The 13,985-nt window shown below is 62.8% G+C and carries 10 protein-coding genes; 6 read left to right on the top strand and 4 right to left on the bottom strand.

The window, feature by feature from the left end:
- Positions 1-106 precede the first annotated feature (106 nt).
- Positions 107-805, top strand: a complete 699-nt coding sequence (locus ACW9HX_RS15800) for an OmpW/AlkL family protein (RefSeq protein ID WP_007955593.1) — start codon at positions 107-109, stop codon at positions 803-805.
- Positions 806-1,197: 392 nt separating this feature from the next.
- On the opposite strand, the gene ACW9HX_RS15795 is transcribed toward ACW9HX_RS15800, so the two are convergent.
- The gene (locus ACW9HX_RS15795) at positions 1,198-2,130 is read right to left on the bottom strand and encodes an NAD-dependent epimerase/dehydratase family protein (protein ID WP_457381313.1); all 933 of its coding nucleotides are present in this window, start codon (positions 2,128-2,130) and stop codon (positions 1,198-1,200) included.
- Complete coding sequence (locus ACW9HX_RS15790; RefSeq protein ID WP_114885813.1) at positions 2,123-3,007, bottom strand: sugar nucleotide-binding protein; 885 nt, start codon at positions 3,005-3,007, stop codon at positions 2,123-2,125. The genes ACW9HX_RS15795 and ACW9HX_RS15790 overlap by 8 nt, the downstream gene beginning before the upstream one ends.
- Positions 3,008-3,185: 178 nt before the next feature.
- Here ACW9HX_RS15790 and ACW9HX_RS15785 point away from each other — a divergent pair, with 178 nt between their 5' ends.
- The 5 genes from ACW9HX_RS15785 (at position 3,186) to ACW9HX_RS15765 (ending at position 12,078) form a co-directional block, all read left to right on the top strand.
- Positions 3,186-7,481 carry a DEAD/DEAH box helicase gene (locus ACW9HX_RS15785; protein WP_457381312.1) on the top strand — a complete coding sequence of 1,432 codons (4,296 nt, stop codon included), beginning with the start codon at positions 3,186-3,188 and terminating at the stop codon, positions 7,479-7,481.
- 132 nt (positions 7,482-7,613) lie between these two features.
- The gene (locus ACW9HX_RS15780; RefSeq protein WP_457381311.1) at positions 7,614-8,825 is read left to right on the top strand and encodes an MFS transporter; all 1,212 of its coding nucleotides are present in this window, start codon (positions 7,614-7,616) and stop codon (positions 8,823-8,825) included.
- Between the two features lie 186 nt (positions 8,826-9,011).
- Positions 9,012-9,809 (top strand): endonuclease/exonuclease/phosphatase family protein, encoded by a 798-nt coding sequence (locus ACW9HX_RS15775; protein ID WP_457381310.1) that lies wholly within the window; start codon positions 9,012-9,014, stop codon positions 9,807-9,809.
- Positions 9,806-11,092, top strand: coding sequence for a cardiolipin synthase ClsB (clsB, locus tag ACW9HX_RS15770; RefSeq protein ID WP_457381309.1), 1,287 nt, complete (start codon positions 9,806-9,808; stop codon positions 11,090-11,092). Before ACW9HX_RS15775 ends, clsB begins: the two co-directional genes overlap by 4 nt.
- Positions 11,089-12,078, top strand: coding sequence for a lysylphosphatidylglycerol synthase domain-containing protein (locus ACW9HX_RS15765; protein WP_457381308.1), 990 nt, complete (start codon positions 11,089-11,091; stop codon positions 12,076-12,078). Before clsB ends, ACW9HX_RS15765 begins: the two co-directional genes overlap by 4 nt.
- Here ACW9HX_RS15765 and ACW9HX_RS15760 read toward each other — a convergent pair whose 3' ends face one another.
- On the bottom strand, positions 12,079-12,837 hold the full coding sequence (locus tag ACW9HX_RS15760; protein WP_457381307.1) for an alpha/beta hydrolase family protein: 759 nt from the start codon (positions 12,835-12,837) through the stop codon (positions 12,079-12,081). It abuts the gene before it with no gap.
- A complete protein-coding gene (locus ACW9HX_RS15755) occupies positions 12,827-13,936 on the bottom strand; it encodes a DUF3182 family protein (protein WP_457381306.1) in 1,110 nt (369 codons plus the stop codon). Before ACW9HX_RS15755 ends, ACW9HX_RS15760 begins: the two co-directional genes overlap by 11 nt.
- Between the last annotated feature and the right edge of the window lie 49 nt (positions 13,937-13,985).

Raw genomic sequence — 13,985 nt, 5'->3', positions numbered from 1 at the left:
CAAAAAAAACACCCATCACTGTTTCATTGAGCTGAGTCAAAAGACCGTATCAGACGGATTCGTACCATAGGGCATCAAACATTTTTAACGTCCTTTGGGAGCTTCCATGAACAAGTCCTTGCTCAGCGCTTCGCTGTTTGCCCTCGCGCTCGCAGCCCCGCTCGCCCACGCCCACGAAGCCGGCGACATCATCGTTCGTGCCGGTGCGATCACCGTCAACCCGAAGGCCGACAGCTCCAGCGTCAAGGTCGATCAGGGTCCGCTGAGCGGCACCAACCTGGGCGGCAAGGCGACCATGAGCAGCGACACCCAACTGGGCCTGAACTTCGCCTACATGCTGACCAACAACATCGGTATCGAGCTGTTGGCCGCCTCGCCGTTCGAGCATGACGTGAAGCTCAAGGGCACCGCACTGCCAGCCGCCAACGGCAAGCTCGGCACCCTGAAACACCTGCCGCCAACCCTGAGCGTCGTGTACTACCCGCTGGATGCGAAGTCGGCGTTCCAGCCGTACATCGGCGGCGGCATCAACTACACCTGGATCTACGACGAGCACGTCGGCAGCGAAGCCCAGTCCAACGGCTTCAGCAACTTCAAGGCGAAAAACTCCTGGGGCCTGGCCTGGCAGGTCGGTGCCGACTACATGCTGACCGACAACATCATGCTCAACGCCCAGGTGCGCTACATCGACATCGACACCCGAGCCACCGTCGAGAACAACGCCGTAGCGCCGGGCACTCGCGCAAAAGTGAATGTTGATGTCGATCCATTTGTGTACATGGTCGGTCTGGGCTACAAGTTCTAAGCGAGCAATCAAAGAACGTTCACGTGGTGGTGAATGAGGCTTGGTGGCGGGCAGACTCAGAACTGACGGCGATGTTACGCAATCGACCGGGGAGCAAGCTCCCTCGCTACAGGAAATGTGTTTGAAATCGGATTTCCGGCCGTGAAAAAGGCGCCTGTCAAAAGGCGCCTTTTTCATGTCTGCTTGAGATAGGTTGTGTGCTTGCGATCGCTCCCCCTCACCCCAGCCCTCCCGAAACGTCGGACCGCCCCAAGGGGGAGAGGGGAAAGAGAGCCAATTTGTATGTTGCTCGAAATCTGAGATCGACTCGGACTTTCACGTCGGCGTATCTCGAACATCCACCTCGGTCAGTCCCCTCTCCCACTGGGAGAGGGTTAGGGTGAGGGGCTTTTTCAACCGCGCCCAAGCAAACGGGCCAGACCAACGCTCATCGGCGTTTGCGCAGGGCACTTGAAGCGCTCAAGCAATCGACCGTTGTTGGCCCGCGAATGACGGATGTCACCGGAGCGCGCCGGGCCGTAGCTGACCGGCGGCAGCTCACCGACCACAGTTTCCAGCGCGGCCAGCATCTGCTTGAGATTGGTCGCCTGGTTCCAGCCGACGTTCACCGCGCCGACTTGCGCTTCAGGTTTTTCCAGGGCCTGCACCAGCACGTCGACCAGATCTTCGACGTACATGAAATCCCGGGTCTGCTCGCCATCGCCGAACACGGTGATCGGCAGGCCTTTCTGCGCACGCTCACTGAAGATGCTGATCACGCCGGAGTACGGCGAGGACGGATCCTGACGCGGGCCGAAAATGTTGAAGAAGCGAAAGATCACCGGCTCCAGACCGTGCTGGCGACGATAGAAATCGAAGTACTGCTCGCCGGCCAGTTTGTCCGATGCATACGGCGTCAATGGCGCTTTCGGCGTGTCTTCGTCGATCGACTCGCCCTCGCCGTTGTTGCCGTAGACCGCGGCGCTGGAGGCGAACAGCACGCGCTTCACTCCGGCTTCGCGCATGGCTTCGCAGACATTGAGCGTGCCGATGAAATTGCTCTGGTGAGTCTTCACCGGATCATCCACCGACGCCTGCACCGACGCCACGGCGGCCAGGTGCGCGACCGCGCTGCAACCCAGCATCGCCTGGGCGACCAGAGCGGCATCGGCGACGTCGCCGACGATCAGTTCGACCTTGGGATTGTCCAGCGGCAGGTTGCTGCGTTTGCCGGTCGACAGGTCATCGAGGATCCGTACCGAATGGCCGTTGGCGAGCAACGCGTCTGTCAGGTGCGAACCGATGAAACCGGCGCCGCCAGTGATTAAAACAGGGCCTTCAGCCATGACGATAAAACCTATCCAGTAAGCCCGGGAGCGCGGCACGCCAGGCGCGCGGCTTGATCCCGAAAGTGTGCAGAATTTTCTTGCAGGCCAGCACCGCATGTTGCGGTTCTTCAGCGGCATCCTCACGCGCGGCGTGGGCCTGGGCGGTCGGCTCTTCAATCGCCAGCGGATGCAGGCTGCGCGCCTCGGTGAGAATCGCCTGACCCAGCGCCAGCGGCGTGGTCGCCTCGTGGCCGGCGTAGTGATAAGTGCCCCACAGCGGCGCGGCGCAATCGAGTTGTTTGAGTACCGAGATGATCACCCGGGCCGCATCGTCGACCGGGGTCGGATTGCCGCGACGGTCGTCGGCCAGCAGCAATTCGTCCGGCTTTTCAGCACGAGCGAGGAAGCGGCCAAGGATGCCTTCCGGGCTGTCATCCAACAACCAGCCGAAACGCAGCAGCACGTGTTGCGGGCACGTGGCCCGCACGCTCTGCTCGATTCGCCACAGCGCCTGACCACGCAGGCCCAACGGCACTGGCTCGTCCTTTTCGCTGTAGGCGGTGGCACGGGAACCGTCGAATACCCGGTAGCTGGATGGTTGCACCAGCACGATGTTGTGGTGCTGGCACAGTTCAGCCAGACGCTCGATGGCGCGTTCCTGGCCCGACAGACGGCTTTCGCTGACGGTCTCGGCCTGGAACCAGTCGAAATAGTAGGCAAGGTTGATCAACGCATCGGGACGGGTGTCGTCGAGCAGTTGTGTCAGGCTCGCGGCATCCCAGCCGTCTTCGGGCGGGCGGGGGGCGAGGAAACCGATGTCTTCCTCCGCACCGAGGCGAATCAGCGCCTGCCCAAGGGCATTTCCGCCGCCCAGTAACATAAGGCGCATTCGCATAGAGTCAGCAGGCCCAGTCTGATTGGAACGATGGCTTTAGCGACGATGCTCGTGGCACCGTCGTCGATAATTGCCGGAATCGTTGCATTTTGCGGGTTTAGTGCGCAACCGTCACCCGTAAAGTGTAGATCCCCAGCGGTACTTGCAACTTCGCCCGCCCACCCGCATAACTGCAGACATGAATCTGCCCCTCCCCAAGGACGCGGCCCTGGCAGGCTTCCACCCCGCTGTCAGCGCCTGGTTCAGCCGCACATTCGCGACGGTCACCGCCGCCCAGGCCCGCGCATGGCCGTTGATCCGCCAGCGCCGCTCGACGCTGATCGCCGCGCCCACCGGCTCCGGCAAGACCCTCACCGCATTCCTCGCCGTGTTGGACGATCTGGTCCACCGAGGCCTGGAAACCGCGGGCGGCCTGCCGGACGAAACCCTGGTGGTCTACGTTTCGCCGCTCAAGGCGTTGTCCAACGATATCCGCATCAACCTGCAGAATCCTCTGGCCGGGATAACCGACCAGTTACGGCAAATGGACCTGCCGCCACTGGAAATCACCACCGCCGTACGCACCGGCGACACCCCGCAAAAAGACCGTGCCGCCATGCGCAAGAGCGCGCCGCACATTCTGGTGACCACCCCGGAATCGCTCTACGTGCTGCTCGGTTCCGAGTCCGGACGCAAAATGCTCGGCACCACGCGCACGGTGATCGTCGACGAAATCCACGCCATCGCCGCCGGCAAACGTGGCAGCCACCTGGCCTTGAGCCTCGAACGATTACAGGCGTTGTGCTCGGAACCGCTGACCCGCATCGGCCTGTCGGCCACGCAGAAACCGATCGATGCCGTCGCACGCTTTCTGGTCGGCCATGATCGCCCGTGCGAAATCATCGACATCGGCCACGCGCGCCCACGGGATCTGGGCATCGAAGTGCCGCCGGTGCCGTTGTCAGCCGTGATGGCCAATGACGTCTGGGAGTTGGTCTACGACCGCCTCGCCGTGTTGGCCCGAGAACACCGCACCACGCTGATTTTCGTCAACACCCGGCGCCTGGCCGAACGCTTGAGCCGCCACCTCAGCGAACGCCTCGGCAAGCATGCGGTGGCAGCGCACCACGGCAGTCTGGCCAAGGAATTTCGCCTCGACGCCGAGCAGCGGCTCAAGCGTGGCGAGTTGCAAGTGCTGATCGCCACCGCCTCACTGGAACTGGGGATCGATATCGGCGAAGTCGACCTCGTATGCCAGATCGCCTCGCCGCGTTCGATTGCCGGTTTTCTGCAACGGGTCGGCCGCTCCGGACACCAGGTCGGCGGCACCCCCAAGGGACGCTTGTTTGCCACCACCCGCGACGATTTGATCGAATGCGCCGCCCTGCTCGACTGCGTACGCCGGGGCGAACTCGACACCCTGCACATTCCCGAAGCGCCGCTGGATGTGCTGGCGCAGCAGATCATCGCCGAGGTCAGTTGTCAGGAATGGACTGAAGTTGATTTGCTCGCGCTGTTCCGTCGGGCCGAGCCCTACGCCCGCCTCGACGAAAAACATTATCAGGCACTGCTGACCATGCTCGCCGAGGGCTACAACGGTCGTCAGGGCATCCGCAGCGCCTACCTGCATCGCGACGCCGTGAGCCGCACTCTGCGCGGACGACGCGGCGCACGGCTGACGGCCGTGACCAGCGGCGGCACCATCCCGGACAACGCCGACTACAGCGTGCTGCTGGAACCCCAGGGCCTGAACATCGGCAGCGTCAACGAAGACTTCGCCGTGGAAAGCATTGCCGGCGATGTGTTCCAGCTCGGCAACACCTCCTACCGAATCCTGCGGGTGGAAACCGGCAAGGTGCGGGTCGAGGATGCTCGGGGCCTGCCGCCGACCATTCCGTTCTGGCTCGGCGAGGCGCCCGGTCGCAGCGCCGAATTGTCGATGGCCGTGGCACGCCTGCAGGCGCAGCTCGATCAATTGCTCAGCGCCAGCCCCGGCGATCTGCAACCGGCCCTCGACTGGCTGACCGCGACCCTGGGACTGAATCTGGCCAGCGCCGAACAGCTTGTGGATTATCTGGCCCGAGCCCGCCTTGCTCTCGGCGCCCTGCCGTCCCAGAACACGCTGCTGATGGAGCGCTTTTTCGACGAGTCCGGCGGCACCCAACTGATCATTCATTCGCCATTCGGCAGTCGGATCAACCGCGCCTGGGGCCTGGCCCTGCGCAAGCGCTTCTGCCGCACTTTCAATTTCGAATTGCAGGCCGCCGCCAGCGAAGACGCGATCGTGCTGTCGCTGTCCACCAGCCACAGTTTCGAACTCGACGACGTCTGGCGTTACCTGCACAGCAACAGCGCCGAGCACATCCTGATTCAAGCGGTGCTGGATGCGCCGCTGTTCGGTGTGCGCTGGCGCTGGAACGCCGGGGTGGCGCTGGCCCTGCCCCGTTTTACCGGCGGGCGAAAAGTCGCGCCACAGTTGCAGCGGATGAAAAGTGAAGACCTGATCGCCAGCGTGTTTCCGGACCAGATCGCGTGCCTGGAAAACCTCGCCGGCGAACGGGAAATTCCCGAGCATCCGCTGGTGGAACAGACCCTCGACGATTGCCTGCACGAGGCGATGGACAGCGAGGGCTGGCTGCAATTGCTTCGGCGCATGGAGTGCGGCGAAGTGCGCCTGATTGCCCGTGACCTTCCGGCGCCCTCGCCGCTGGCGGCGGAAATCCTCAGCGCCCGCCCCTACACGTTTCTCGACGACGCACCGCTGGAAGAGCGTCGCACCCAGGCTGTGCTCAACCGCCGCTGGAGCGATCCGCAATCCACCGATGACCTCGGCGCGCTGGACGCCGATGCGATCAACGCTGTGCGCGAAGAAGCCTGGCCGACGCCGAACAGCGCCGATGAAATGCACGAAGCGCTGATGAGCCTGGCCTGCATCAGCGACCGTGAAGCCGAAGCCAATCCGCATTGGCGCGATTGGCTGAATGCCTTGGCCGAGACAGGGCGAACCTGCCGATTGCAGATCAATCCCGACCATTCACTGTGGCTGGCAAGAGAACGTCTGACCTGTCTTCAAGCACTTTATCCACAGGCCACTTCGGCCCTGCCAGCGCTACCCGGCTTCGATGAGGTCTGGGCCGCCGAGGATGCCTTGGTGGAAGTCATCCGCGCACGGCTGAGTGCATTCGGCCCGCTGCCATTGGAGGCCATAGCCCAGCCGCTGTCATTGCCACCCGCTCACGTCCATCAAGCCCTCGCCCGACTGGAACGCGAAGGCTATGTACTGCGCGGGCGGTTCACGCCAGGTCTGACCATTGAAGAATGGTGCGAACGGCATCTGCTCGCGCGAATTCATCGCTACACGGTGAAGCGCCTGCGCCGGGAAATCGAACCGGTGGCGTTGCAGGATTTCATGCGTTTCCTGTTCGACTGGCAGCACCTGTCCCCGTCCACCCGTGGTCAGGGCAGCGCCGTATTGCCGGCGATTGTCGGACAGTTCGAAGGCTATCCGGCAGCCGCTTCGGCGTGGGACAGCGACATTCTTCCGGCGCGGCTCAAGGACTATTCCCCGGGCTGGCTGGACGATTTGTGCCGCAGCGGCAAACTGGTGTGGACACGCCTCAGCGCCCGGCAGAAAACCAGCGGCACGGCGCTGCGCAGTACACCCGTTGTGCTGTTGCCGCGCACTCAGGTCGGGTTGTGGAGCGCACTGGCCGAGCAGACACCGGTCAGCGAACTGTCACCCAAGACACAGAAAGTCTTCGAAGCCCTCAGCCAGCACGGTGCGCTGTTTTTCGATGAGCTGATTCATGAAGCGCACCTGCTGCGCACGGAACTGGAAATCGCCTTGCAGGAACTGGTCGGCGCCGGTCTGGTGAATGCCGACAGCTTTGCCGGGTTGCGAGCGCTGATCACTCCGGCGAGCAAGCGCCAGCAACGCAGCAGTCGGCGCGGGCGCGGAGCCTTTGTCGGTGGCATGGACGATGCCGGGCGCTGGGCGTTGTTGCGTCGTGGGCCGGTTGTGGAGAACAGCCAGACAGCGTCGCCCGAAACCCTCGAACACATCGCCATGACTCTGTTGCGCCGTTACGGCGTGGTGTTCTGGCGCCTGTTGGAACGCGAAGCCGACTGGCTGCCGAGCTGGCGCGAACTGCTGCGCACGTTCCACCGGCTGGAGGCCCGGGGCGAGATTCGTGGCGGGCGGTTTGTCAGTGGCCTCGCCGGCGAACAATTCGCCCTGCCCGAGGCAATTCCTCTGCTGCGCGAAGTGCGCCGTCGCCCTCCTGACGGCGGCCTGATCGCGGTGTGCGGCGTGGATCCGCTGAATCTCGCCGGAACCTTGTTGCCGGGGGCGAAAGTTCCGGCACTGGCGAGCAATCGGCTGGTGTATCGCGACGGTTTGCCGGTGGCCGCCGAAGTCGCCGGCAAGCAGCAGGTCTGGCTGGAGCTGGATCAGCTTTCCATGGAACAGGTGCGCAACAAACTGATTCGACATTGAGCTTGAGAACGCCTTGAGGCCAGCGTTTGATCTTTGCCCCCAGGTCAAATATCAAATGCCCATCCCTGTATTTTTCCACTCCCGGCAAACCCCGACACTGCGCTCCATTCAATCCTCAACCGGAGTGCTGTCATGCCCATTGCCTTGCTCGCGCTGACGCTCAGCGCATTTGCCATCGGGACGACCGAGTTCGTCATCGTTGGCCTGCTTCCCACCATCGGCGCCGATCTCGGCGTCAGTCTGCCGTCCGCCGGCCTGCTGGTGAGTCTCTACGCCCTGGGCGTGGCCATCGGCGCGCCGGTGCTGACCGCGCTCACCGGCAAAGTCCCGCGCAAACTGTTGCTGCTGTCGCTGATGGTGCTGTTTACCCTCGGCAACCTGCTGGCCTGGCTGGCGCCAAGTTATGAGTCGCTGGTGCTGGCGCGGATCGTCACTGGCCTCGCCCACGGCGTGTTCTTCTCCATCGGCTCGACCATCGCCACCAGCCTGGTGCCCAAGGAAAAAGCCGCCAGCGCGATTGCGATCATGTTCACTGGCCTGACCGTGGCATTGGTCACCGGCGTGCCGCTCGGCACGTTCATCGGTCAGCATTTCGGCTGGCGTGAAACCTTCCTCGCCGTGTCGGCGCTGGGTGTCATCGCGTTTATCGGCAGTTTGCTGTATGTGCCGAAAAACATCGCCCACAGCAAACCGGCTTCGCTGCTGCAACAGTTGCAGGTGCTCAAGCAACCGCGCCTGCTGCTGGTCTACGCCATGACCGCCATCGGTTATGGCGGCTCGTTCATCGCCTTCACTTACCTGGCGCCGATTCTTCAGGACATCTCAGGCTTCAGCGCCGGTACGGTCAGCCTGGTGCTGCTGGTGTACGGCGTGTCGGTGGCTGTCGGCAATATCTGGGGTGGCAAACTGGCGGACAAACGCGGACCGATCAGCGCCTTGAAAATCATCTTCGCCCTGCTCGCCGCCGTGCTGTTCGTGCTCACTTTCACCGCCGGCAATCCCTGGTTGGCGCTGGCCACCGTACTGGTCTGGGGCGCGGTCGCCTTCGGCAACGTGCCGGGCTTGCAGGTGTATGTGGTGCGTCAGGCAGAACATCACACGCCGCAGGCCGTCGATGTGGCGTCGGGGCTGAACATTGCGGCGTTTAACCTCGGGATTGCCGGTGGTGCCTGGGGTGGCGGGTTGATTGTCGAGCACATCGGCCTGATCCACACCGCATGGATCGGCGGACTGGTGGTGCTGGTGGCATTGGCACTGACAGCGTTGAGCGGTCGCCTCGACCGACTGGGCCCGGTGTATGCCGAACCCGCTGAAGGCTCTGCTCGCGTCATTGCCGGCCACTGATCCGGCGAATACCGACCGTCCGTAGTCCCGCCGAAACTTTCTCGAACCGCCCGCAGTCACCAACAGACAGAGGCGGTACGAGGACTTTCGACAGGAGGGCGGCATGACGGCGATTCGCATCGATGACTCAAAGGGGGCCCCTGCCCCTTGGCGCGAACAGCGCCACACCCCTGCGGGCATGCCGTCATGAGCATGCCCGAGCCGGTTGGCGTAACCGACGAACAGGCGACCGTCAGCACCACGGTGCGCCGCTTTACCGTGCTGACGGTCAACACCCACAAGGGCTTCACCCCTCTGAACCGCCGCTTCATCCTCCCCGAGTTGCGCGAAGCGGTCCGCAGCGTGTCCGCCGACGTGGTGTTCCTGCAGGAAGTGCACGGCACCCACGAACACCATCCCAAGCGCTACAACAATTGGCCGACGGTACCGCAATACGAATTCCTTGCCGACAGCCTGTGGCCGCAGTTCGCCTACGGACGCAACGCGGTGTACCCGGAGGGTGATCACGGCAACGCCCTGCTGTCGAAATTCCAGATCGTGCGCCACGACAACCTCGACGTTTCCATCAGTGGTCATGAGAACCGGGGACTGCTGCACTGCGTGTTGCGCCTGCCGGGAGACGATCGGGAACTGCATGCGATCTGCGTTCATCTGGGGCTGCGTGAAAATCATCGCAACGCACAGCTGAAACTGCTTCGAAAGTGCCTGGCCGACCTGCCGAGCGATGCTCCGGTCATCGTCGCCGGCGACTTCAACGACTGGCGCCAGCGCGCCGATTCACTGCTCAAACCTTGTGGCCTGCACGAAGTGTTTGCCGAACATCAGGGCAAACCGGCGCGCAGTTTTCCGGCGCGCTGGCCGGCGCTGCGGCTGGACCGGATCTACGTGCGCAACCTCAAGGCCAGCCAACCCAAGGTGCTCGCCAACCGACCCTGGTCACACCTGTCTGATCACGTACCGCTGTCCGTGGAGATCGAACTATGAGCAGCGCGCCGCTGGAAAAATCCGCCGTGGAACCGATCGCCCTCACCCCGCCGATCCGCGAACCCGGCCACGTGGATGTCGACTATGGCTGGCAGGGCAATAACCGCGTCGAGCTGCTGGAAAACGGCGAGCAATATTTCCCCAGGGTCTTCGACGCCATACGTGCGGCAAAGAGTGAAATCCTGCTGGAGACCTTCATCGTTTTCGAAGACAAGGTCGGCAACGAGTTGCAGCAGATTCTGATCGACGCGGCCCGGCGTGGCGTGCGCACGACCGTCAGTCTCGACGGCTTCGGCTGCGGCGAATTGAGCACCGGTTATCTCACCGCATTGAGCGAGGCCGGCGTGCACCTGCAGATTTTCGACCCAGCTCCCAAACGCCTCGGTTTTCGCACCAACTGGTTCCGCCGGCTACACCGCAAGATCGTGGTAGTCGACGGGCTGATTGCGTTCATCGGCGGGATCAATTTTTCCGGCGATCACCTGGCGGATTTCGGCCCCGAGGCGAAGCAGGATTACGCGGTGCAAGTTCAGGGCCCGGTGGTGGCCGACATCCATCATTTCGCCCTGCTGCAGAGCGGTCGTCCCGGTCGGGCGCGCTTCTGGTGGCAGCGCCGGCGCCAGCGTCGGGCACAGATGGCGTTCACCGAGCATGACGGTCAGGTGCGTCTGGTATTTCGCGATAACGATCAGCATCACACCGATATCGAAGACGTTTACTTGCAGGTGCTGCGACGCGCGAAACGTCGGGTAGTGATCGCCAATGCCTACTTTTTCCCTGGCTATCGCCTGTTGCGTGAGATGCGTAACGCGGCCCGGCGCGGCGTCGACGTGCGGCTGATCCTGCAGGGTCAGCCCGACATGCTGGTGGCCAAACTCGCGGCGCGCATGACCTACGACTACCTGCTCAAGGCCGGGGTGCAGATCCACGAATATTGCGAGCGCCCGCTGCACGGAAAGGTCGCGTTGGTGGATGAAGAATGGAGCACCGTGGGGTCGAGCAATCTCGATCCGCTGAGCCTGTCGTTGAACCTGGAAGCCAACGTGCTGATCCGCGACCGGGCCTTCAATGGTCATCTGTTTGAGCGTCTCGAAGATCTGAGCAACAACCACTGCAAAGCGATGGACGCCAGCAAGTCACCGCGCGGACGTCTCTGGCACATGACCGTGGGCTTTCTGGTGTTTCACTTCCTGCGTCATTTTCCGGCCGTGGCCGGCTGGCTGCCCGCGCACAAACCCCGATTGAAACCCTTCATCCACACTGCCGGCAGCGACCCTTCATGAGCCGTTCCGATGCTCCCGCCGCCACACATTCGAAGCCTGCGGCCACGTCTCGCTGGAGCCGCTGGAAGCGTCCGCTGACGTTGCTGTTTTTCCTCGCACTGATCGTCCTGTTGACGCTATTCGCCCAGCGCATTGAATGGGCCGAAGTGCTGCAAACCCTCGCCGATTTCAAGGTTCGTACGCTGATCATCGCTTCGAGCCTGACGCTGCTGAGCTTTCTGGTGTACGCCAGTTTCGACCTGATCGGCCGCACTTACATCCGTCAGGACCTGACGTGGAAACAGATCCTGCCGGTGGGCATCATCAGTTACGCGTTCAACCTCAATCTGAGCGCGTGGGTTGGCGGGATCGCCATGCGTTATCGGCTGTATTCGCGACTCGGCGTGAGCAAAAGCAACATCGCCAAGATCCTCGGCCTGAGCCTGGCCACCAACTGGTTCGGCTACATGACCATCGCCGGCGCGGTATTCAGCAGCGGCCTGGTCAGCATGCCGCCGGGCTGGAAAGTCAGCAGTGCTGCGTTGCAGGGCATCGGCGTTTTGCTGCTGTTGCTGAGTGTCGGTTATCTGGTCGCCTGCCAGTTTTCCCGGCGGCGCGAGTGGTCGATTCGCGGAGTGGAAATCAATCTGCCGTCGCTGCGCATGGCGATCCTGCAATTGCTGCTCGGCGCGCTCAACTGGTCGCTGATGGCGGCAGTGATTTTCACCTTGTTGCCAGGCAAGCTCGACTATCCGCTGGTGCTCGGCGTGCTGTTGATCAGTGCGATTGCCGGGGTCATCACCCACATTCCGGCCGGGCTCGGGGTGCTGGAAGCGGTGTTCGTCGCCCTGCTGCAACACGAGGCTTCGCGCGGCAGCCTGGTCGCGGGGTTGCTGGCCTATCGGGCGATCTATTTTCTGCTGCCGCTGCTGATCACCGTGGTCATGTACCTGGTGGTGGAAGCCAAGGCCAAGGCGTTGCGGATCGAGAAGAATCCCAAGCCTTGATCAGCTCGATTGAATGATGCTCAACCGTTCGCCCACCACCATCTCGGTGATCCAGTCGACCAGGATCGAGGTGTAGGCCTGCTGCGAAGTCGGATCACTCAGGGCATGGTCGGCGCCATCGATGATCCGGTGCGTCAGCGAGTGAGTCTGCTGGCACGCGGCGCGGTAACTCATGATCGTCGCGTGAGGCACGTAGTCGTCGGTTTCCGATTGCACCAGCAGCACGTCACCGGTGAATTGCGAGCAGGCATGCAGCGCCCGGTTGCTGTCGGCGCGCACCAGCGTACCGCGATAATCGCGCAGGTCAGCCTTGTCCAGATCGCGCTTGGGTGTGTGCCATTGCTCATCGCGATACAGCGCCGGCACCCGCAGCGCCAGCCAGCGCACCGGGCGCAATGAGGTGAGGATCGCGGCCAGATAACCACCGTAGCTGGTGCCGACCACCGCGATGGCCGAGGTGTCCAGTGCCGGGTGGGCGAGCAGCCGGTCGTAGGCCGCCAGCAGGTCACGCAGATTGTCTTCACGGGTGACCCGGCTCAACGGAATACCCGTACCGCCGGTGTGCCCGCGCAGGTCGAACGTCAGGCACACGCAGCCCAGGCCGGCGATGCCTTTGGCCCGTTCCAGATCCCGCTCCTGACTGCCACCCCAGCCGTGCACGAACAACACACCGGGGACTTTCGATTTGGGACTGAGGAAGGTCCCGCTCATCTGTTCGTCATCAATGTCGATCTGAATGCTTTCGCTTCTAGCCGTCATAGGATTTGACCGTTACGTATTTGAGGAGAAAGTCACTGTTCTCGGCCGGCCCGCGATAGACCTCGATGGCATCCGCCGGCAGGGCCTGCTCGATGTAGGTTTCCACCGACGAGACGCGGATCGCCCGCATCGACGGATCGTTGACGAAACTTTGCAGCGCCGCCACTTCAGCGCTGCTGGCGCCGCCCATGCGCCAGGACTGTTCGAGTACGCCACTGCTCGGCCGGCCTTCGCTGTCCAGGCCTTGGGCGATGTCGTAATTGCGTCGCGAGGCATAGAAACGCGGATAGGCTTCGTCCGCCACCCGGTCGAACACCTGCGCCTGCTGGATTGCCAGACGCGCGTCGTCGGGCAGATCCAGCGCCAGCAGTTCCTCGTAACCGCCCTGCACCACCAGCAGGTTCGAACCGCCGTACACCTCTTCGCCATGGGCGTCTTTGGTCAAGTATTGATCACCGCAGTAACTCAAGACCTTGTCGCCGATGAACGACTGGCCGACGCTGTGGGTGACCACCTGACTCAAGTCCTGCTCAAGCACCACGCCATCGCTGAACAGTTTTCCAGCCTCGGGTCGGGCGAGGATTTCGTCGAAGGCATCGAGGCTCTTGAACACTTCCTGCCCGCGCCCGGCACAGGCGTGGATCGGCTTGAGACGGGTCGGCCCGCCGTACAACAGATGCTCGGCGGCAGGTCGCGCATCGTCCAGGGCAAACACGCTGAACCCGTCGAGCACGACAGTGCGCGTGCGTTCGGAAAACAGCGGCGACCAGCCTTGCGGGGCATGGGCCTGATGGCTGCGCAAGCCATGGCTGATGGCCTTGGTGCAGATGAAATCGTGCTCGACGAAACCGCCCCACAGATCCTCGGGGCCCTTGATACCCAGCTCCTGGGCCTTGGCGGCGCCGACGATGGTTTGGGTCGGCAGCAGATACAGGTCGCGACCGCGGTGCTTTTGCGCATCGTAGCTGCCGCCGAATTTCAGCCCGAGAATCTGCGCCAGCCAGCGGGCCAGCGCCTTGTTGGTCTGTACTTCGTGTTGTGGCGCGTCGGGGCGTACGGAATGGGCAACCACTATTTTGTTGCGAGGTGTCGGGGTCATGCGTCCCCCTTCCTGCGGCTCGATGAATGTAGGTCAGAGGGTGCAGAGA

It is taken from the genome of Pseudomonas sp. SDO52101_S400 (assembly GCF_054071635.1).
Note: the sequence above shows the minus strand (reverse complement) of the source record. Positions and strands in the feature narration are given on the sequence as shown.